The sequence below is a fragment of the Delftia sp. HK171 genome (assembly GCF_001886655.1).
In the GTDB taxonomy this organism is placed as follows: domain Bacteria; phylum Pseudomonadota; class Gammaproteobacteria; order Burkholderiales; family Burkholderiaceae_C; genus Comamonas; species Comamonas acidovorans.
Map to the genome: position 1 here is coordinate 1,934,073 of NZ_CP018101.1, position 20,886 is coordinate 1,954,958.

General features: G+C 68.6%; 17 protein-coding genes. 8 read left to right on the forward strand and 9 right to left on the reverse strand.

Annotated elements, in window-relative coordinates; translation table 11 throughout:
• Nucleotides 1–43: 43 nt before the first annotated feature.
• Together bamE and BO996_RS08785 are read left to right on the forward strand one after the other, a co-directional pair.
• Nucleotides 44–541: an outer membrane protein assembly factor BamE domain-containing protein gene (gene bamE / locus BO996_RS08780; protein WP_012203765.1), complete on the forward strand. Its 498-nt coding sequence runs from the start codon at nt 44–46 to the stop codon at nt 539–541.
• A gap of 174 nt (nt 542–715) precedes the next feature.
• Complete coding sequence (locus BO996_RS08785) at nt 716–1,366, forward strand: YitT family protein (protein WP_063327090.1); 651 nt, start codon at nt 716–718, stop codon at nt 1,364–1,366.
• A 2-nt stretch (nt 1,367–1,368) separates the two neighbouring features.
• Here the strand turns inward: BO996_RS08785 and BO996_RS08790 are convergent, their stop codons facing one another.
• The 4 genes from BO996_RS08790 to BO996_RS08805 form a co-directional block, all read right to left on the reverse strand.
• A complete protein-coding gene (locus tag BO996_RS08790) occupies nt 1,369–1,665 on the reverse strand; it encodes a hypothetical protein (protein ID WP_071954514.1) in 297 nt (98 codons plus the stop codon).
• A gap of 135 nt (nt 1,666–1,800) precedes the next feature.
• The gene (gene metG / locus BO996_RS08795; RefSeq protein WP_071954515.1) at nt 1,801–3,867 is read right to left on the reverse strand and encodes a methionine--tRNA ligase; all 2,067 of its coding nucleotides are present in this window, start codon (nt 3,865–3,867) and stop codon (nt 1,801–1,803) included.
• 140 nt (nt 3,868–4,007) lie between these two features.
• A complete protein-coding gene (locus BO996_RS08800) occupies nt 4,008–5,246 on the reverse strand; it encodes a patatin-like phospholipase family protein (RefSeq protein WP_013803901.1) in 1,239 nt (412 codons plus the stop codon).
• A gap of 56 nt (nt 5,247–5,302) precedes the next feature.
• Nucleotides 5,303–5,863 carry a restriction endonuclease gene (locus BO996_RS08805; protein WP_034398227.1) on the reverse strand — a complete coding sequence of 187 codons (561 nt, stop codon included), beginning with the start codon at nt 5,861–5,863 and terminating at the stop codon, nt 5,303–5,305.
• A 138-nt stretch (nt 5,864–6,001) separates the two neighbouring features.
• Between BO996_RS08805 and apbC the strand changes: the two genes are divergently transcribed.
• Nucleotides 6,002–7,093, forward strand: coding sequence for an iron-sulfur cluster carrier protein ApbC (gene apbC / locus BO996_RS08810; protein WP_012203771.1), 1,092 nt, complete (start codon nt 6,002–6,004; stop codon nt 7,091–7,093).
• A 19-nt stretch (nt 7,094–7,112) separates the two neighbouring features.
• Nucleotides 7,113–8,072: a LysR family transcriptional regulator gene (locus tag BO996_RS08815; RefSeq protein WP_047217954.1), complete on the forward strand. Its 960-nt coding sequence runs from the start codon at nt 7,113–7,115 to the stop codon at nt 8,070–8,072.
• Here the strand turns inward: BO996_RS08815 and BO996_RS08820 are convergent.
• From BO996_RS08820 to BO996_RS08840, 5 genes are all read right to left on the reverse strand, one after another.
• Complete coding sequence (locus BO996_RS08820; protein ID WP_071954516.1) at nt 8,069–10,393, reverse strand: xanthine dehydrogenase family protein molybdopterin-binding subunit; 2,325 nt, start codon at nt 10,391–10,393, stop codon at nt 8,069–8,071. The genes BO996_RS08815 and BO996_RS08820 overlap by 4 nt on opposite strands.
• 107 nt (nt 10,394–10,500) lie before the next feature.
• Nucleotides 10,501–11,202, reverse strand: a complete 702-nt coding sequence (locus tag BO996_RS08825; protein WP_071954517.1) for an N-carbamoylsarcosine amidohydrolase — start codon at nt 11,200–11,202, stop codon at nt 10,501–10,503.
• Nucleotides 11,199–12,284 (reverse strand): hypothetical protein, encoded by a 1,086-nt coding sequence (locus BO996_RS08830; RefSeq protein ID WP_012203775.1) that lies wholly within the window; start codon nt 12,282–12,284, stop codon nt 11,199–11,201. Before BO996_RS08830 ends, BO996_RS08825 begins: the two co-directional genes overlap by 4 nt.
• Nucleotides 12,285–12,334: 50 nt before the next feature.
• The gene (locus BO996_RS08835) at nt 12,335–13,186 is read right to left on the reverse strand and encodes an alpha/beta fold hydrolase (RefSeq protein WP_065346158.1); all 852 of its coding nucleotides are present in this window, start codon (nt 13,184–13,186) and stop codon (nt 12,335–12,337) included.
• Nucleotides 13,187–13,197: 11 nt separating this feature from the next.
• Nucleotides 13,198–13,986 carry a maleate cis-trans isomerase family protein gene (locus BO996_RS08840; protein WP_012203777.1) on the reverse strand — a complete coding sequence of 263 codons (789 nt, stop codon included), beginning with the start codon at nt 13,984–13,986 and terminating at the stop codon, nt 13,198–13,200.
• 323 nt (nt 13,987–14,309) lie between these two features.
• On the opposite strand from BO996_RS08840, the gene BO996_RS08845 reads away from it, so the two are divergent.
• From BO996_RS08845 to BO996_RS08860, 4 genes are all read left to right on the forward strand, one after another.
• Nucleotides 14,310–15,467: an FAD-dependent monooxygenase gene (locus BO996_RS08845; protein WP_012203778.1), complete on the forward strand. Its 1,158-nt coding sequence runs from the start codon at nt 14,310–14,312 to the stop codon at nt 15,465–15,467.
• 106 nt (nt 15,468–15,573) lie between these two features.
• Entirely contained in the window at nt 15,574–16,131 is a 558-nt protein-coding gene (locus BO996_RS08850) for a (2Fe-2S)-binding protein (RefSeq protein ID WP_071954518.1), read from the forward strand.
• Nucleotides 16,128–19,109, forward strand: coding sequence for a cytochrome c (locus tag BO996_RS08855; RefSeq protein WP_047326011.1), 2,982 nt, complete (start codon nt 16,128–16,130; stop codon nt 19,107–19,109). Before BO996_RS08850 ends, BO996_RS08855 begins: the two co-directional genes overlap by 4 nt.
• A gap of 353 nt (nt 19,110–19,462) precedes the next feature.
• The gene (locus BO996_RS08860; protein WP_012203781.1) at nt 19,463–20,779 is read left to right on the forward strand and encodes an MFS transporter; all 1,317 of its coding nucleotides are present in this window, start codon (nt 19,463–19,465) and stop codon (nt 20,777–20,779) included.
• Nucleotides 20,780–20,886 lie beyond the last annotated feature (107 nt).

Genomic DNA, 20,886 nt, shown 5'->3' on the forward strand with positions numbered 1-20,886 from the left:
CTGATAACCTCTTGAATCGCGTGATTTTACCGGGACACCGCCGATGAACCTAGTCTCCCGTCTTCTGGGGGTTGCCGTGGCCGTGATGGGCATGCTCTCGCTGCCCGGCTGCGATCCCCAAAACATCAAGGAACTCGAAGAAGGCCTGTCCACCGAGGCCGACGTCCGCGCCCGCTTTGGCGAGCCCGAACGCATCTGGACCGAGCCCGACGGCTCGCGCACCTTCGAGTACAACCGCCAGCCCGCCGGCAGCCGCAACTACATGATCACCATCGGCACCGATGGCCGCATGAGCGCGCTGCGCCAGGTGCTGGCGCCGCACAACTTCGAGAAAATCCGCCCCGGCATGGACGAGGAGCAGGTGCGCCGCATGCTGGGCAAGCCCGCCAAGATCACGCCCTACCAGCTCAAGCAGGAAACCGACTGGGACTGGAACTACATCGATCCCCCCACGCGCGACATGGAGTTCACCGTGACCTTCGGGCCCGACGGACGCGTGCTGCGCAGCGCGGGCCGCGAGAAACTGCACGGCGGCGCCTGACAGCAGGCCCTTGCAAGTTCCTGCAAGCATCCTGCGATGCGCTGTACCCTGCACGCCACAGCGCGCCGGGGCAACAATCTCTAGAATCCGGGTTTGTACCTATGACACCCCATGGGTACGGTGAAGGCCCCGAACCGGGGCCTTTGCGACGATAGATCTGTCATCACCCCGACAATGTCCACGCCTTCCCTACCCGCTGCCGCGCCTGCTGCGCCTGTCCCGGCCACCGCTTCGCTGCGCCATGGCCTCTTCGAGGATGTCCAGGCCCTCTTCACCGGAACCCTGTTCGTGGGCATCGCCATGATGATGTTCGCCCAGGCGGGGCTTTTGACCGGAAGCACGGCGGGCCTGGCCTTCGTGTTGCACTACGCCACGGGTTGGCCGTTCGGCCTGGTCTTCTTCGCGATCAACATCCCGTTCTACTGGTTTGCCTGGACGCGCGTGGGCCGCACCTTCACGGTCAAGACCTTCATCTGCGTGGGCGCGCTGTCGCTGATCACCGAAATGGGGCCGCGCCTCATCCACATCGACTACCTGCACCCGGCCTTTGCCGCCATCGCGGGCGGCCTGCTCATGGGCTCGGGCCTGCTGTTCCTGGCGCGCCACCGTTCCAGCCTGGGCGGCGCCACCATTGCCTCGCTCTATCTGCAGGACCGCTACGGCATCCGCGCCGGCAAGGTGCAGATGGCCATCGACTGCTGCGTGGTGCTGCTGGCGCTGTGGGTCGTGCCCTTCGAGCGCGTGGCCTGGTCGGTGCTGGCGGCCGTGATCATGGGCGTGTTCCTGGCCGTGAGCCACCGGCCCGGGCGCTACGCCGGGCAGTAGCCTCAGGGCGTCAGAGGCTGCCCATCGGGCGTGCGGTAGCGGACCGTGATGCCGCTGTTGTCTGCGGCTGCCCCGTCATCGCTCATCGCATCGACGGCCTTGCCCACTCCCTTGCCGACGATCTTGACCGTGCCCACGGCCGCATCCGCGGCCAGCCCCACGGCAGAGGCCGTGACGCTGACCGCCGTGGCCGTCACGGTCACCACGGTGCAGCCGGACAGCAGGGCCGCGGCGCACAGGCAAAGAAAAGCCCCCAGGGCCGGGGACCGTGAGGGCTTGCGGGACTTTGCAGACTTCATGATTGTCGTCCAACACACTGTGCGCAATCTTTGAAACCGGCAGAGCCTAAGTCAGGGACGCCGAGGAAGGGCCGCCCCGCACCGAGGGTGTCGTCCCCCTTCAGGGGGAAGGCGCGAAGCGACTCAGGGGGCATTTCAATGTATACGCATGCCAGGTGTGGCACCGGGGAAGGGCTCCAGCACGTAGATGCCGGGGTTGGCCTTCTCATCGGCGTGGCTGGCTGCCAGCACCATGCCTTCGGAGATGCCGAACTTCATCTTGCGCGGCGCCAGGTTGGCCACCATCACGGTGAGCTTGCCCTGCAGCTGCTCGGGCTGGTACATGCTGGAGATGCCGGAGAACACGTTGCGTGTCTTGCCTTCGCCCACGTCCAGCGTGAGCTGCAGCAGCTTGGTCGAGCCTTCCACGGGCTTGCATTCCACGATCTTGGCGATGCGCAGGTCCACCTTGGCGAAGTCGTCGATGCTGATGGTTTCGGCAATCTCCTCGCCGCCGGGCAGGACCTTCTCGACCACGGGCTCGGGGGCCTCGAACAGGGCCTCCAGCTGCTTGACGTCCACGCGCTGCATCAGGTGCTTGTACAGGCCGATGGCATGGCCGGCGCCCAGCAGGTTCTGTGCGTCGGCGAACTGCAGCGGCGCCACGTTCAGGAAGCCTTCCACCTGTTCGGCCACGGCCGGCAGGATGGGCTTCAGGTAGATGGTCAGCAGGCGGAAGGCCTCGATGCAGGTGGTGCACACGTCCTGCAGGCGGGCGTCCATGCCTTCCTGCTTGGCCAGCTCCCAGGGCTTGTTGGCATCCACGTATTCGTTGACGCGGTCGCACAGCTGCATGATTTCGCGCACGGCGCGGGCCGTGTCGCGGTTCTCGAAGGCCTGGACAACGGCCTCGCTCTGGCCGCGCAGCTGGGCCAGCAGGGCCTGGCCGTCTTCGCTGACCGTGCCCAGCTTGCCGTCGAAGCGCTTGGCGATGAAGCCGGCAGCGCGCGAGGCGATGTTCACGTACTTGCCGATCAGGTCGGAATTGACGCGGGCCATGAAGTCATCGGGGTTGAAGTCGATGTCTTCATTCTTGCCGTTGAGCTTGGCGCCCAGGTAGTAGCGCAGCCACTCGGGGTTCATCTGCAGGCCCAGGTACTTGAGCGGGTCCAGGCCGGTGCCGCGGCTCTTGCTCATCTTCTCGCCGTTGTTCACGGTCATGAAGCCGTGCACGCAGATCTTGGTGGGCGTCTTGCGGCCGCTGAACTTCAGCATGGCGGGCCAGAACAGCGTGTGGAAGGTGATGATGTCCTTGCCGATGAAGTGGTACTGCTCCAGCGTGGGGTCGGCCATGTAGGCCTCGTAGTCCTCGCCACGGCGGTCCAGCAGGTTCTTGAGCGAGGCCAGGTAGCCCACGGGCGCGTCCAGCCAGACGTAGAAGTACTTGCCCGGCGCATCGGGGATCTCGATGCCGAAGTAGGGCGCGTCGCGCGAGATGTCCCAGTCGCCCAGGCCCTCGCTGGTCGTGCCGTCCGGGTTGGTGCGCACGCCGAACCATTCCTTGATCTTGTTGGCCACCTCGGGCTGCACATGCTGGCCGTCCTGGGTCCACTCGGTCAGGAACTCCACGCAGCGCGGGTCCGACAGCTTGAAGAAGAAATGCTCCGAGCTCTTGAGCACGGGCTTGGCGCCGGACAGCGCCGAGTAGGGGTTGATCAGGTCGGTGGGCGCGTAGACGGCGCTGCAGACCTCGCAGTTGTCGCCGTACTGGTCCTTGGCATGGCAGCGCGGGCATTCGCCCTTGATGAAGCGGTCGGGCAGGAACATGTTCTTCTCGGTGTCGAAGAACTGCTCGATGGTGCGCGTCTCGATGAAGCCGGCAGCCTTCAGGTCCCTGTAGATCTGCTGGGCCAGCACGTGGTTCTCGGGCGCGTCGGTGTTGTGCCAGTTGTCGAAGGCGATGTGGAAGCCGTCCAGGTACTGCTTGCGGCCTGCGGCGATGTCGGCCACGAACTGCTGGGGCGTCTTGCCGGCCTTCTCGGCCGCAATCATGATGGGCGCGCCGTGGGCGTCATCGGCACCCACGAAGTTGACCGCGTTGCCCTGCATTCGCTGCGCACGCACCCAGGTGTCGGCCTGGATGTATTCCATGATGTGGCCGATGTGGAAGTTGCCGTTGGCGTACGGCAGGGCGGTGGTGACGAAGAGTTTGCGTGCGGTCATGGATGGCGGCTTTCTCGGGGGAACCTGACATTCTAGAAGGGCTGGGCGGTTGTGGGGCGGCGATGGCTTTTCCGTGCAGGCCGACATACGAGGGAGTTGTTGCGGGCCTTCGCTGCGCTAGGCCTGTTGGCTGCAGGCCGTCAGTTGGCGACCAGCGGTCGCTGCCAGCCCAGGAACTGCTCTATGTCGCTGCGCCGCGCCAGCGCGTCGCGCCGGCCCAGGGCCATGAGTTCGCGGGTGAAGCTGCGCTCGAACAGCAGGTAGCTGGCCAGGGCGGCGCCGCGCGGGTCACTGGCGTCCTGGCGCACGCCCAGGGCGCCCAGCAGGGTGCGCATGGGCAGGGGCAGCTGGCCCACGTGGCGCGCGGCGATGGCGTCTATGCGCTCGGACGGCGAGATGACCAGCAACTGCAGCGGGCGCAGCCGGCTGCGTTCGCGGTCGGCGGGCGGGATCAGGGCCAGGGTCTGGTTGATGCGCTCGGCGCGCTCCACGTCCAGGGACAGGGCGTCCAGGAAGATGCTCGACAGCGTGTGGCCCGCGATGTGGGCCAGCGACGGGTAGCTTGCGCCTTCTGGCGGCGGCCTGGCCGGCGGCTCGGTGCGCCGGCCCGCGCCCACGACGAGGATGCGCTCGGCGCCCAGGTGGATGGCGGGCGCCAGCGGCGCGGTCTGGCGCATGGAGCCGTCGCCGAAGTATTCGGTGGCGCCGTCCAGCGGCAGCGGCGTGGCCGGAAAGATGAAGGGGATGGCCGAGGAGGCCAGCAGGTGCGCGTGCGTGATCTGGGCGGCTGCGGCCTTGCGCTGGTTGCGCACCCAGGGCTGGAGCTGGTCCTGCGCCTGGCAGAAGGTCACGTGCTCGCTGGTGGTGTAGCTGGAGGCGGACACCGCCAGCGCGCGCAGGTGGCCGTCCGCGATCAATTGCGGCAGGCGTTCCAGCGGAACCAGGCCGCGCGACAGCAGCCGGCCCAGCGGCTGGTTGTCCAGCAGCGAACGCGGGCGCATGCGGCCCCAGCGCGCCAGGGCCCAGCCCAGGGACAGCAGGGTCAGCCAGCGTGCGCCGCTGCGCAGCACGCTCAGCGAGTCGGACAGGTAGATGTCCTCGGGCCGCAGGTTGCGCCAGATGCGCGACATGCGGCGCACGGCCCGGTCGAAATGGTCGCTGCCGCAGGCCAGGGCCGCCGCGTTGATGGCGCCGGCCGAGGTGCCGACCAGGATGGGGAAGGGATTGGGGCCATGCTGCTGGCCGCAGGCGCGGCGTATCTCGGCAATGGCCTCCAGCACGCCGGCCTGGTAGGCGGCGCGGGCGCCGCCGCCGCTGAGCAGCAGTCCGGTGCTGGGGGGAGGGAGGCTGGAGTCGGGTGAGGGCGCGGCATCGGGCATGCCTGGAGTGTGCCGCGCGCCGGCCGTCATCAGATCAGGGGATGACCCCGAAGGGATCAGGCCTTGGCCAGCAGGGAGCCCAGGTCCTTGCCGGAGATCAGGGCGATGCCCTGCTGCTTGGCCCAGGCGGCCGCATTCTCGGCCGGCGGCTGCAGCGACAGGTAGCAGACCGTGGCCGCATCGCGCGCCTGGCCTGCGGCCAGCAGGGCGCGCAGCGGCTCCATGCCGTGCACGCCGGCCTTCCAGCGCTTGGCGCTGGCCACGGTGGTGCGGCCTTCGCGTTCCAGCACGAAGTCGGCGCCATCCTTGTCGGACAGGCGGGTCACGGTGTAGCCCTCGGCCTGCCAGGCGCGATCGAGCCGATCGGCGAACTCGCGCCAGCTTTGCTGGGCGGCGATCTCCAGGGCCTGCTCCACCTTGGCGGGGCTGGGCGCGCGCAGCTGGCGCCAGGCGGCAACGCAGCCTATGCCGAAGAAGGGCAGGGCGGTGATGGCGGCGAACGGCGCGATGTCCTTGGGCAGCAGCGCCGTGGACACCAGGGTCACCAGCGCGGCCAGCGCGATGCTGATCCACCAGCGCGAGCGCAGCAGGATCGCGAACAGGGAGTTGTGGGCCATCTTGAATTTCACGGGGCGGATCTTTCGCGGAAAAAGGCGGGAACAGGGGCCGCAAAGGCAGCAAGGCCCGCATTGTCTCGCGTGAGCGAGGGGATGGTGCCTTGGATAGACTATCCGGCTCTAGGAGTAATCAAAGCAATGGCAGTCACAGAACAAGCGCTCTTGGCCGCGCTCTCCAGCGTGCTCGACCCCCACACCGGCAAGGACTATGTGAGCACCCGCGCCCTGCGCAACCTGCAGGTCACGGGGGCCGACGTGGCCTTCGACGTGGAGATGGGCTATCCGGCGCAAAGCCTGGTGCCGGCGCTGCGCGGCCAGTTCGTCGCGGCGGCCAAGACCGTCGAGGGCGTGGGCAATGTCTCGGTCAACATCACGTCCAAGGTCGCCGCGCATGCGGTGCAGCGCGGCGTGCAGCTGCTGCCGGGTGTCAAGAACATCATCGCCATCTCGTCCGGCAAGGGCGGCGTGGGCAAGAGCACGACCACGGCCAACCTGGCGCTGGCGCTGGCCGCCGAGGGCGCGCGCGTGGGCATCCTGGACGCCGACATCTACGGCCCCAGCCAGCCCATGATGATGGGCATCTCCGGCCGCCCCGAAAGCCCCGACGGCAAGACCATGGAGCCCATGGAAAGCCACGGCGTGCAGGTCATGTCCATCGGCTTCCTGGTCAACAACGACCAGGCCATGATCTGGCGCGGCCCCATGGCCACGCAGGCGCTGGAGCAGATGCTGCGCCAGACCAACTGGAAGGATCTGGACTACCTGCTGGTGGACATGCCGCCCGGCACCGGCGACATCCAGCTGACGCTGGCCCAGCGCGTGCCCATGACGGGCGCCGTGGTCGTCACCACGCCCCAGGACATCGCGCTGATCGACGCCAAGAAGGGCGTGAAGATGTTCGAGAAGGTGGGCGTGCCCATCCTGGGCCTGGTGGAGAACATGGCGGCCCACGTCTGCACCAACTGCGGCCATGTGGAGCACATCTTCGGCGCCGAGGGCGGCAAGCAGATGGCGGCCGAGTACGGCATCGACTACCTGGGCGCACTGCCCCTGTCGCTGCAGATCCGACTGCAGGCCGACAGCGGCAAGCCCACCGTGGTGGCCGAGCCCGACAGCGAGGCCGCGCAGATCTACAAGAAGGTGGCGCGCGACCTGGCCGTGAAGGTGGCGCTCAAGGCACGCGATTTCACGAGCAAGTTCCCCACCATCACGGTGAGCCAGGGAACCTGACCCTTCTGGCGCTGCCGGCATGAACCTGCTGACCTCGATGCGGTATCTGGCGGCGCTCAACGAGCACCGCCATTTCGGCCGCGCGGCGCTGGCATGCCATATCACCCAGCCGGCGCTGTCCAATGCGCTGCGCGCGCTGGAGGAGGAGTTCGGCACGGTCATCGTGCGCCGGGGCCGCTCGTTCGCGGGCTTCACGCCCGAGGGCGATCAGGTGCTGGCCACGGCCCTGGCCATGCTGCGGGCCGAGGAAGGCCTGCGCCAGGAACTGAGCGCCGCCGCCGGCGCGCTGCGCGGGCAGCTGCGCATGGCGGCCGTGCCCACGGCCATGCCCATGCTCACGCGCTTTGCGGCCCTGCTGCGCGAGCACCATCCGGGCATCACGCCCGTGGTGCTGTCCATGAGCTCGGCCGAGATCGAGAGCGGGCTCGAAGACCTGTCGCTGGACCTGGCCCTGGGCTACAGCGCGCGCATGCCGCCGCGCGGACCGCGCCTGCAGTCCTGGCCCCAGTACGAGGAGCATTACTACCTGCTGTGCCGCGAGTGCTGCGATGGGCAGGGCGAGGGCCGGCCCTTTGCCTTTGGCGCCGACATCGCCTGGCGCGAAGTGGCCGGCATGCCGCTGTGCCTTCTCACGCCCGACATGCACAACCGCACGGTGATCGACGAGGCCTTCGCCGCCGTGGACATGGCCGTGCAGCCCGCCATGGAAACCAACTCCGTGCTGACCCTGGTGATGGCCGTGGCGCAAGGAACGGATGGCATGACCACCGTGCTGCCCGGCGCCATGGTGGCCACGGTGCGCCACATGCCGGGCCTGGTGGCCCGGCCGCTGCGCTCGCCCGAACTGGTCACGCCCATAGGCTTCATGGCCCAGCAGGGCGTGGCGCCCACGCGCGCGCTGCAGGCGGCGCTGCAACTGCAGGACGACGCCGGTTGGCGTGCGCAGTGCCTGCGGCATGCGGGGGCGCTGAAAGACTAGGCGGGCTGTGCAGTCTCTGGCGTGGCGTTCGGCGCGGCATTCAGTGCGGCGCGCACCACGTCGGGCGTGAAGGGCGCGGCGTAGAAGCGCCGGCCGGTGGCGTCGAACAGCGCATTGGCCAGGGCGGCCGGGCCGGGGACCGAGGCCGATTCGCCTGCACCCATGGGGGGCTCGTCCTGACGCGGCATCAGCACCACTTCGATGGGGGGCAGGTCGCGGAAGCCGATGATGGGGTAGCTGCCCCACTCGCGGCTGGCCACGCCTTGCGCATTGAAGGCGACCTTCTCCATCAGGCTGCGGCTCAGGGTCTGGATGACGTTGCCGTGGATCTGGTGGCGCACGCCGTCGGGGTTGACCATCATTCCCGTGTCCTGGCCCACGACCAGGCGCCGCACGGTGATGCGGCCGCTGGCGGGGTCTACGTCGATGTCGATGACCCAGGCGGCCCAGGCCGCGCCGAAGCCGGGAAAGCGGCTGTGGATGTAGCGCGCATAGGCCACGCCGCGCCCGTGCAGCAGGCCGTCGGCGCCGGGGCGGCCCCGGCTTCCCGGCTGGTTTTGCTGCCAGCCCGCGTGGCGTGCCGTGGCCTCGATCAGCTCGACGGCGCGCGGATCATCGAGGTGGCGAACACGGTAGTCCACGGGGTCGGCACCGGCCGCATGGGCCAGCTCGTCGATCATGCAATCGTGGGCAAAGGAATTGGGCAGGGCCGAGACGCCGCGCAGCCAGGATGAGCGCACGATGGGCGCCATGTCATGGCAGGTGATGCGCTGGCTGGCGTAGCGGTAGGGCGGCACGGCGGTGCGGTCGCCCATCTCCAGCGTGCGCGGCTCGCCCGGGATGCGGCCGGTGAGCAGCAGGGCCAGCAGCGGCGCGTCGTTGGAGGGGTAGCGCACGGCAAAGTCGTAGGCCAGCAGTTCGCCCCGGGCATCGATGGCCGCGCTCACGTCCATGAGCTGGGCCGTGCCCTTGGGCTCCCACTGGTGTTCCTGCTCGCGCGTGAGCTGCACGCGCACGGGCGCACCCACGGCCATGGACAGCAGGGCGGCGTCGGCGCAGACATCGTCGGCGCAGTTGCGGCCGTAGCAGCCGGCCGCCTCCAGGCGCACGATCTCGATGCGGTCCTCGCCCAGTTGCAGCAGGCGGTCCAGGTCGGTGCGCAGCATGTGGGGGTTCTGCGTGCCGGCCCAGAGCTTGAGACGGCCCTCGCTGAAATCGGCCACGGCGCAGGACGGGCCGATGGAGGCATGCATCTGGTAGGGCCAGACGTAGCTGCGGCGCAGTTCGGTGGCCGCACCCGTGCCGACGCCCGCGAAGGCGTCGTCCACAGACCCCTGGTCCACCAGCGAGCGGTGCTGGGCGGGATTGGCGCGTATCGCCACAGCCAGATCGGATAAGTCAGGCGCTGGCGGCACGGCCTGCCATTGCACGCGCAGCGCGCGCATGGCGGCGATGGCCTGTTCCTCGCGGTCGGCGACCACGCCGACGAAGTCGCCTTCGGTGACCACCTGCACGTTGCCGGGCAGGTGGGCCACGGAGTCGCGCTCCACGGCCACCAGGCAGCGGCCGATGAAATCGCCACCGTCGCGGCCCGGGTGCGGAGGGCGGATGACGCGGCCATGGCGCATGCCGGGCACGCGCACATCGTGCACAAAGCTCAGCTCGCCCGTAGCCTTGGCAGGGATGTCCACGCGCGCCGCGCCACGGCCGACCAGCCGGTATTCGCTGGCGGGCTTGAGCTTCACTTCCTGATCGGGCGGGGCCAGCGTCAGCTGCAGTTGCTGGCCGCGCAGCAGATCGCCATAGCCGAGTTCGCGGGCATCGCGGCCATCGGCAAAGCGCACCGCGCCATCCCGTGCCTGGAGCCGGTCCGCCGCCACGCTCCATTGCTGCGCGGCCAGCGCCAGCAACTGCTCGCGCGCCTGGGCGGCGGCGCGGCGCAGCGGCACGGCCGAGATCTGGATGCTGGCGCTGGCAATGGTCGGGCCCTGGTTGGGCGCGGCGGCCGTGTGGCCCAGCACCATGTCCAGGCGCGCCAAAGGCACTTCGAGTTCTTCCGCCACGATCTGCGCCAGCGCCGTGCGTATGCCCGTGCCCAGGTCCACATGGCCGTTGAAGGCCAGGGCGCGCCAGCCCTGGGGCGCGGCTTCGTCGGCCAGCACGGCCACGAAGACCTCGGGCGTGGATTGCACATAGTCGGTGGCCGTGCCGGGCTGGCCGGGCGCAGGGCGCGGCGGCGCCACGGGCTGGCGCACCACGAGCAGGGTGTCGGCGCGCGTGAGCAGCTGTGCGTGCAGGGCTTGGGGCTGGGGCAGGTTCATGGGGCGGTGTTCTTCGCGGGCACGCTTTCAGGCGTGCCCTGTGCATGTTATGCACTCCGAGGCCGGCTGCGCAGGGCCGGCCCCATAGGCGCGTTGGCGCGGTGGGATCAACCTGCGGCGAGGGCGTCGGTGTCGGCGATGGCCTGGCACAGCGACATCACGGCCGCGTACTTCTGGGCCATGTCGAACAGATTGGCCTCGTGCGGGCCCAGGGCGCGGTCGCCGCAGCAGTCGGCCACCACCAGCGGGCGAAAGCCCGACTGCATGGCATCGACCACGCTGGCGCGTACGCAGCCGCTGGTCACGCAGCCGGCCACCAGCAGGGTCTGCACGCCGCGCTGGGCCAGCCAGGGTGCGAGCATGGTGCCGAAGAAGGCCGAAGGCGTGCTCTTGCGCACCACGTATTCGCCAGCGGCCGGGGCCAGCTGGGGCACGATGGCGCTGTTGGGGCTGTCTTCCTTCAGGGTCAGCATGCCGGGCACCTTCAGGCAGAAGATGTTGTGGTCGGCATCGTCGTCCGAGAACACGATGCGGCTGTGCGCCACGGGCCAGCCGCGCTCGCGTGCATGGGCCAGCAGGTGCTGCGTCTGCGCGATGGCTTCGGGGATGTTGCCGCCGCCGAAGACGGCCGGGTCGGCAAAGCCGTTGACGAAGTCGATGATGAGCAGGCCGAACGGGGCCTTGAGCGGCAGCGGCGTGCCGAAGCCCTGGCGTGCATAAACCGAGATGTCAGCAGAGATGTCGCCTTGCACGCCCTCGGTGGGAACGCTCTGCGCGCCGGTGGCCTGGCCGGTAGTTGTCGTGGTCATGCGATGTCCTTTCCTTGCTTGGACCTTTTGGCGGCGCGCGCCAGTCCTTCCTCGTCCTGCACCACGCCGTCAATGACCGTGGGCTTGCCGTCCAGCGCCACCGAGCAGTGGCGCATGGGGATGTCGATGTGGCAGGCCGTGGTGCGGCTGCCCCCGGCCTCGTTGTTGGGGCCCATGGACCACAGGAAGTTGCCCTCGAAGGCGCGGGCGTCCATGCCGATGTGGGTTTCCTTGTTGTAGTGGGCCAGCATGGACCAGTGGGCGCGCGGCTGCAGCCCCCAGCCGATGTGGGAGACGGCGTAGGCCTCGGGGTCCTCGTAGGAGGCCATGTACTCCTTGAGGATGTCGGCCTGCAGGCCGCCGCTGATGCGCGTGACGTAGCCCTTTTCGATGACGAGTTCGATGGGCTCGGTCACGTAGTCCTTCATGGGCAGCAGGATGTCGCCCCGGTCCAGCACCACGCGGCCGTTGCTCTCGCCCTCGTCGGGCCAGGTCAGCACGAAGCCGCTGGGCCAGTGGTCCCAGCGGCCGGGCTGGTCCACGAAGCCGTATTCGCAGATGGCCGGGAAGCTGCCCAGGCGGCAGCGCAGGTCGGTGCCCGCGGCCGAGGTGATGTGCATCTGCCCGGCCGCCTCGATCAGCTTGGATGCGGCCTGCACGCGCGCACGGTCGCCCTCGGTGGGCACCAGGCGGCACAGCACCTCGGGCGGCTCCACGGCCAGCAGGATCTTGGTGCCGGTCTGCAGGATCTCGTGCTGCTCGGGCGAGAACAGCAGCGTCATCAGGTCCAGCACCAGGTCGCTGGCCTTGAGCGCGGCGATGGCGGCGGGGTTGCCGGTCAGCGGCGTCGTGCCCAGGTAGGCCAGCGAGTCGCGGCTCAGTGATTTTTCGGCATTGACGGGCGGCAGGTCCAGGCGGTTGACGCGCGCACCCATTTCGCTGGAGGCGGCAATGGCGCAGCGCAGCGTCTGCGGGTGCGTGTCGGCGCCCGTGAGCACGGTGACGGTCTGGCCGGCTTCGAGCCGGGACAGCGTGAGCACCTGCTTCCAGGCGTGGATCAGATCGATATCGCTGACGGACATGGTCGGCTCCTTGGTGTCGCGATGGATGGGAGTGGGCTGCGGTTGGACATTCAGTCCACCCGCGCGCCGAGGAAATCGCCCAGGGCCGAATAGAAGCCGGCCTCGTTGTCCCAGGGGATCATGTGGCCGGCGTTGGGCACGCGCACATGCTCGGTCTGGGGTGCCAGGCCTTGCCACTCGGCCACGTCCTCGCTGCGCACCACGTCGCCGCGCTCGGCCGTGACCAGCAGCAGCGGGTGCTGGATGCGGGGCAGGTCGGCATGGATGTCGTCACGGCCGAAGTCCTCGAAGCTTTGCACGATGGCCGGCTCGTGGCAGGTGTGCAGCCACTGGGCGCGCAGCTGGCGCTGCTCTTCGGTCCAGGTGGGGCAGAAGGCGCGCATGGCCTCGGCATCCATGCCCAGCGTGGCCTGGCGGATGGAGTCCACATACCAGGGCAGGGCGGCCGGGTAGGCGCGGCGGCCGGGGCCGGAGACCGGCGGATCGACGATGACCAGGCGCGTGAGCCCCACCGGCTGGCTGCGCGCGGCGCGCACGGCGATGCGCCCGCCCATGGAGTGGCCGACCAGCGCCCAGCGCTGCAGGCCCAGGGCCTGGGCGAAGGCGGCCACGTCGGCGGCCTGGGCATCGAGGCTGTAGTCCAGGCCCGGGCCGGAGGACGACAGGCCGCGCCCGCGCACATCGAGCACATAGGTGTCGAACTGGCGGCCCAGGTGCTCGGCCACGAAGCCCCAGGTCACGGCCGGGCTGGTGATGCCGGGGATCAGGATGACGGCGTCGCGCTGCGCGCGTTCGCCCTCGGCGCCGCCGTAGCGCAGGTAGTGCTGGCGGATGCCGTTGGCGTGGACGTTGCCGCCGTAGCGGAATGTGCTGGGGGTGGGGGAGCTGGAGTGGCTGGTCATGCGTGTGTTCCTCAGGCCTTGGCTGCGCTGGTGCCGGTGTCGTAGGGATAGGCGCCCGACAGCAGCGCGCCCGCGCCCGGCACCACGGGGTCCAGCCCCAGTTCCTTGAGGATGGCATAGGTGGTGGCGATGGAGGCGGTCAGCACGGGCTTGCCGGTCTGGGCCTCGACCTGGGCCACGGCCGGCAGCGAGGGCATCTGCACGCAGGCCGACAGCACGATCACATCGGCGTCGGCGTAGTTCATGCCGGCCACGATGCCGGGCAGCTTGGCGGGGTCGTGGCGGCCCACGTCCAGGTTGTCGGGGATCTCCAGCGCGCGCCAGTCCACGATCTCGAAGCCTTCGGCGGCCACGTAGTCCATGACCAGCTGGGTCAGCGGAATCATGTAGGGCGCCACCAGGGCGATCTTCTTGGCGCCCATGACCTTGAGCGCTTCCACCAGCGCGCCGGCGCTGGTGATCACCGGGGCGGTGGCGCCATTGCTGGCCGTGCGCTCGGTCAGGCGCTGCTGCGAGACGCGGTGGTAGCCCTTGCCCATGGCCATGATGGCCACCAGGCAGGCATAGCCCAGCACGTCCACGCGCGCGTCGCTCAGCTCCAGCGCGCAGCGGTCGCTTTCGGCGTCCATGGCGGCCAGCTCCTCCTTCTGGACCTTCTTCATGCGCATGCGGCTGGAGTGGAAGGTGAAGCGGTCCTGCGGGCGCAGCGTGGAGTGGGCCTGCAGCATGGCCGGCACCTCGGTCTCCATGGTGGTGTTGGAGCTGGGGACGATCTGGCCGATGCGGAACGTTTTGGTCATGGACTTGCCTTTGCGAAGTTTCGAGGGTTTCTGATCAGAATCAACTGAGTGTGTACGCTTTATTCTTGCAAAAGACGTGCCGCCTTGCAAATGAGAATTTTCTCGGGGTTTGTACTGATTTGGTGCAGAAATTGCACCAAAAATGGCGAACTTCAATTTATTCTGCCGCCCTATGGTGCATGCGTCGATTTGAAAAATTCAAGCGCATACACCTGAATTAAGTGTTTTGTTGCCTGGCACGCTTCCTGCTCTACACCCTGCAAGGACGCGCCGAAGCAACGGTTGCCCCGTCTGGCTTTCAACATTCCTGCAAGGAGAAAACTGTGTCTCAATCCCCTCGAATCGCCGTTGTCGGCGCCGGTCTCGGCGGGGCTGCAGCTGCCAAGCTGCTGCTCCAGGAAGGCTTCAATGTCCGCGTCTATGAGCAGGCGCCCAGCTTCTCGCGCCTGGGAGCCGGCATCCACGTCGGGCCCAATGTGATGAAGATCCTGCGCCGCATCGGCATCGAGGACGCGCTCAACGAGCAGGGCTCGCATCCCGACTACTGGTACAGCCGCCACTGGCAGACTGGCGACGTGCTGGCCCAGATTCCGCTGGGCGACTATGCCGTCAAGGAATACGGCGCCAGCTACCTGACCGTGCACCGTGGCGACTTCCATGCGCTGCTGGTCGAGGCCCTGCCCGACAGCGTGATGGCCTACGGCAAGTTCCTGACCAAGGTGGAGGACCGCGGCAATGTGGTCGTCATGCACTTTGCGGACGGCACGACCGAGGAGGCGGACATCGTCATCGGCGCCGATGGCGTGAACTCCCGCATCCGCGAGGAACTGCTGGGCCCGGAGCTGCCCAAGTACGCGGGCTACCTGGCCCACCGCGCCGTGTTCCCCACGCCCGAGGTCAAGGCCGGCATGCTGCCCTTCGACGCGTGCGTGAAGTGGTGGAGCGATGACCGCCACATGATGACCTACTTCGTCACCGGCAAGGCCGACGAGCTGTACTACGTGACCGGCGTGCCCGTCGAGAAGTGGGATCTCAACGACCGCTGGCTGGAAAGCAGCAAGGAAGAGATGCGCGAGGCCTTCTCGGGCTGGCATCCCACCGTGCAGGCACTGATCGACGCCACCGTGGAAGTGACCAAGTGGTCGCTGCTCGAGCGCGATCCGCTGCCGCTGTGGAGCCGTGGCCGCCTGGTGCTGCTGGGCGATGCCTGCCACCCCATGAAGCCCCACATGGCCCAGGGTGCGGCCATGGCCATCGAGGACGGCGCCATGCTGGCGCGCTGCCTCAAGGAAGTCGGCGCGCACAACCATGAACTGGCCTTCGCCCTGTACGAGGCCAACCGTGCCGAGCGCGCCAGCAAGGTGCAGCGCATCTCGCACGACAACACCTGGCTGCGCACCAACGAAGATCCGTCCTGGTGCTTCGGCTACGACGTGTTCAACGTGCCCCTGGTCGAGCCCAAGGTCAAGGCAGCGGCCTGATACTCGCTGCCTTGCCGGACGAGGGGAGGGGAGGGAATCCCCCCTCCTGTCCGGCCGCAGAACGCCGACATCCTGAACCGCAGCCAAGTTGCAAGAGCCTCGTCCCATGGGAACCCCAGACCATCCAAGCAGTACACCCAGCCCCATCCGCCTGCAGGTCAATGCACGCGCATGCGAGGTGCCGGCAGCGCCCGGGACGGCGCTGCTGCATGTGCTGCGCAATGACCTGGAGCTGAACGGGCCCAAGTACGGCTGCGGCCTGGGCGAATGCGGCGCCTGCACGGTGCTGATCGATGGCGTGGCCGCGCGTTCCTGCGTGATCCCCGTGCGGGCGGCCGTGGGCCGCGAGGTCACCACGCTGGAAGGCCTGGGCTCGCGCCAGTGCCCCGGCCCCACGCAGCAGGCCTTCATCGACTGCCAGGCGGCCCAGTGCGGCTACTGCCTCAACGGCATGATCATGACGGTGGAGGCCCTGCTGCGCCGCAACCCCAATCCCACCGAGCAGGAGCTGCGCAACGAGCTGCACCACAACCTGTGCCGCTGCGGCACGCATGTGGAAATCATGCAGGCCGCCCTGCGCGCCGTGCAGCTGCGTGCGCAACGCGCCGCGCTGCAGGCGCCCCCCGGTTTTCCATCTTCCAGCGCGGGCGAGGTCCAGCCATGAGCCCGGCCGGCAACACTCCCGCCCTGCCTTCCGACCTGCTGCACGGCCTGGCGCTGCGCCCGCCCGTCGCGGCCTGGGACGGTCTGCGCTACCGGGGCAGCGTGCCCCTGCATGCACGGTTGCAGGACGCCCAGGCCATGGCCGGCGTGGTGGCTGCGGTGCAGCGCGGGCATTTTCTGGGTGTGGTGGCCGTGGCGCCTGTCCATGCCCGGCAGGCCGCTGCCGGCCTGGCCCCTGCCTGGGATGACCGGCAGGAAGCCAGGGTCGCCAGCGCGCCCCGTGCTGCCGACAGAGCCGACAAGGCTGACAAGGCCGACCTGCCCGATGCCGGCCGCTATGTCTGGCGCATGGCGGCGCCCGTGTCTTGCGAGGGTGCCGCACGCGCAGCCGTGTGGTGCCTGGACGGCCATGCCAGCGTCTGGCTGCCGCCCTGCGACGCCGATGTGCGGCAGATGATCGGCCGTGAACTGGCCGCATTGCTGCAATGCCCCGAGTCCGCGCTGCGGCTGTTCAGCCTGCCGGCCACGGCGGCCGGCACCCCGCATGTGCTGGATCTCATGGACGCTGCGGCCGATGCGGCCCTGCTGTCCCAGGCCGTGGGCCGGCCTGTCAGCGTGGCCTGCGAGGCCTGGACTGCTGCGGGCAGCGCAGACAGCCGGGAGCTGGTGCTGCGCGTGGATGCGCAGCCTTCGCAAGGGCTTGAAGCCGACACGGTGGTGCAGCCTCAACCGGGCAATGCATCGCCGCAGCCAGACCTGCTGCTGTCCGACACGCCCTGGGCCGTGCGCCCCAGCATGGCGCGCCTGCTGAGCCAGCCCGAGCTGGCGCGCGCCGCGGCCCTGGCCACCGTGCTCGATGCCGGCGAAGTGCATGAACGCAGGCTGGCCGCCAGCCTGCGGCATGCCGGCGTTGATGATCTGAATGCCGCCCAGGTCTTTGCCCGCGAAAGCCACTGGCATGAGCAGGCGCTGGACCAGGGCCGTGATCCGCTGCAATGGCGGCTGCAGCACCTGCCCGAAGGCCCGGTGCGCGATCTGGCCCGGCAGGTGGCCGAGCGTGCGCAGGCATCGCAGCAGGCACCGTCGCACGAGGGCGCCGATGGCCGCCTGCTGGGCCGGGGCTTTGCCACCGCCCAGCTGCAGACCCTGGATGTGCAGGGCGCCGATCTCCATGCCTGGAGCGCCTGGGTGGCCGAGGTGGCCGTGCATCCGCAAACGGGCGAGATCGAAGTGACCCGCGTCGTGGCCGGCCATGACAGCCGCAGCCTGCAAGCGGCGCAGGCCGCCAGCACGCGGCCCGAGATCGTCCAGCAGGACCCGCAATTGCTGGCCGACGCGCGCCGGCTGCTGGGCACGGCGCCCGCTTTTGACGACTGGGCAGGGGCCACAGCTTCCGCTGCTTCTTTCGACGTGATCGCCAAGCCCGGCTCCGACCTGGCGCAGCATGCGCCCGGCGATGTCGCGGTCATCCGCCAGGGCGATCTGGCGCTGGACGGAGTGGCCACGCTGCCCGCCGCCGCCGCCATTGCCAACGCCATTCACCATGCGACAGGCGTGCGCCTGCGCGAAGTGCCCTTCCAGCCCGAGCAACTGCGCCTGGCCTTGGCGGGCGAGGGCGCCGGCAAGCCCGGTGCGGCGCGGCCCGGCCGTGGCTGGGGCTGGCTGGCCGCAGGCGCCGCAGGCCTTGCCGGCATGGCGGCCATGGCCTGGCCGCTGAAGCCGGCCCTGCCGCTGACCGACGGGCCCGACGTTTCCCTGTACTCGCCGCAGGCCCTGGAGCGCGGCCGCCTGGTGGCCGCTGCGGGCGACTGCGTGGTCTGCCACACGGCCCCGGGCGGTGCGGCCAATGCCGGCGGCTTCGGGCTGGAGACGCCGTTCGGCACCATCTACTCCACCAACATCACGCCCGACAACGAAACCGGCATCGGCCGCTGGTCCTACGCGGCCTTCGAGCGCGCCATGCGCCACGGCATCCACCAGGATGGGCGCCAGCTGTATCCGGCCTTCCCGTACACGGCCTTCGCCAAGCTCAGCGATGGCGACCTGCAGGCCCTCTACGGCTACCTGATGTCCCAGCCCGCCGTGAAGGCCAAGGCGCCCGAGACGCAGCTGGCCTTCCCCTACAACCTGCGCCCGGCCATGGCGGGCTGGAACCTGCTGTTCCACGACGCCACGCCCTTCAAGGCCGACCCCGCGCGCAGCGCCGAATGGAACCGGGGCGCCTACTTGGTCGAAGGCGCGGGCCACTGCGCGGCCTGCCACTCGCCGCGCAATGCGCTGGGTGCCGAAAAGACCGGCATCCACTACCTGGGCGGCGGCGAGGCCGAAGGCTGGACGGCGCCCGCGCTTAATCAACTGGCCGGCGGCAAGCTGCCCTGGAGCCGCGAAGAGCTGTACCAGTACCTGCGCACCGGCTTCTCGGCCCGCCACGGCGTGGCGGCCGGCCCCATGGCGCCCGTCATCCACGGCCTGGCCCAGTTGCCCGAAGCCGATGTGCGCGCCATGGCCACCTATCTGATGGAACTGCCGGGCCAGGCCCCACAGGCCGCCCAGGCCGACCCGGCCATGTCGCCACCGGCACCGGCCGCCGTGCAGGCGGCGGCGTCTGCGGTCGCACCTGCCAGGGCCCTGGACCGCCACGCCAATGGCGAGCGCATCTACCAGAACGCCTGCGCCGTCTGCCATGAGGCGGGCAGCGGTCCCACATTGTTCGGCGTCAAGCCGCAGCTGGCCCTGAACACCAACCTGCATGCGGCCAGCCCCGACAACCTGGTCCAGGTGATCCTGAACGGCATACAGGCGCCGGCCGACGATGCGCTGGGCTACATGCCCGGCTTCGGGGACAGCCTGGACGACAGGCAGATCGCGGACCTGCTCGGATATTTGCGCGAACGATTTGCACCGGAGGAAAAAGCTTGGCCAGACGACACGAAGACGATTAACCGGCTGCGCATGCAGGCACAGGCGCATGCGCACTGAGGGCGGCAATGGGCAGCAATGGGCGGCGGCAGGGGCGATGCCGCGGATATGGACACCTTGCCCTGGAATCTCTCCAGGGTCTGGGTCCTGACATCTGATGCTGGGGACGGGTGATGGGCAACAACGGACGGTGCTGTCGATGTGCAGCCTGTCCGCAGTGCGCCCATCGCCCGGATGCAGAGACCGACATCCGGAAATTTTTCATCGGGCCATGGAGATGGCGCCGAGGGAGCGGTTCGCTCCGGATGTGTGAAGGGTGGAAGGCACGGCAGGAGACGGCAACACAAGCTGAACGGCCTTGCCTGGGAAAAGACAGATTCAACAATTGCGATGGCTAGAAAAGGAGTCCCTGCATGTCATCTACATACATTTCGGTGGAAAAAGGCATCCAGACAGCGGGTGTCGGCAAGTTCCAATATCGGCTGTTCGTCATCTTCGGGCTGGTCTGGCTGGCCGATGCCATGCAGGTGCTGTCCATCGGCTTCAGCGCGCCGTCCATTGCCAAGACCTTCGGCAAGACCGTGCCTGAGGCGCTGCAGACCGGCACCTTCTTCTTCATCGGCATGCTGATCGGCGCCTTCGTCTTCGGCCGTCTGGCCGATCGCATCGGGCGCCGCCCGGTGCTGATGATGGCCGTGGTGATCGACGCCTTTGCGGGCGTGGCCTCGGCCTTTGCGCCCGAGTTCGCCTGGCTGCTGGTGCTGCGCTTCATCACCGGCATCGGCGTGGGCGGCACGCTGCCCGTGGACTACACCATGATGGCCGAGTTCCTGCCCAGCGACCGCCGTGGCCGCTGGCTGGTGCTGCTGGAATCGTTCTGGGCCGTGGGCACCATCTTCCTGGCCATCCTGGCGCTGGTGGCCGTGTCCTGGGGTGACGATGCCTGGCGCGTGATCTTCTTCGTGACCGGACTGCCCGCGCTGATCGGCGTGGTGCTGCGCTTCTACATCCCCGAGTCGCCCATGTTCCTCAACCGCAACGGCAAGTCCGAAGAGGCGCGCAAGGTGCTGCAGCGGGTGGCCAAGGTCAACGGCACCACGGCGGAAATCCCCGCCCTGCAGCCTGAAAAGCAGGAGCGAAAATCCATCCTCGCGCTGTTCAACGGCGACCTGCGCCGCCGCAGCCTCTCGCTGTTCCTGGCCTGGGCGCTGATCTCCATCGCCTACTACGGTGTCTTCGTCTACCTGCCTGTCAAGCTCAGCAGCGAGGGCTTTGCCTTCATGCGCGGCCAGGTCTTCCTGGTGGTGCTGGCCCTGGTGCAACTGCCCGGCTTTGCGCTGTCGGCCTATGGCGTGGAGCGCTGGGGCCGCAAGCCCACGCTGATCGGCTTTTTGCTGCTCAGCGCCGTCGGCTGCATGTTCTACAGCCTGGGCTCGTCGCCCTTCGTGGTCATCGGCTCCACCCTGCTGATGAGCTTCTCGCTGCTGGGCACCTGGGGCGCGCTGTATGCGTTCACCCCCGAGGTCTACCCCACCGACCTGCGTGCCAGCGGCATGGGCATGGCCGGCGCCGTGGCGCGCTTCGGCGGCCTGTTTGCCCCGGCCATCATTGCGCCCATCATGGCCACCCACTTCACCCTGGCGCTGGCCGTGCTGTCCGCCATGCTGGTGGGCGGTGCCCTGTCGATCTGGGCCGTGGATGTGGAATCGCGCAACCGGGCGCTGGATTGACGCCGAGAAAGAACTTCGAATGGAAAAGGCCTGCGCAAGCAGGCCTTTTTTTATGGGATCCCCAAATGAGGATCAGGCCTTTTTCGAAGGCAGAGCGTGCGGTTTGT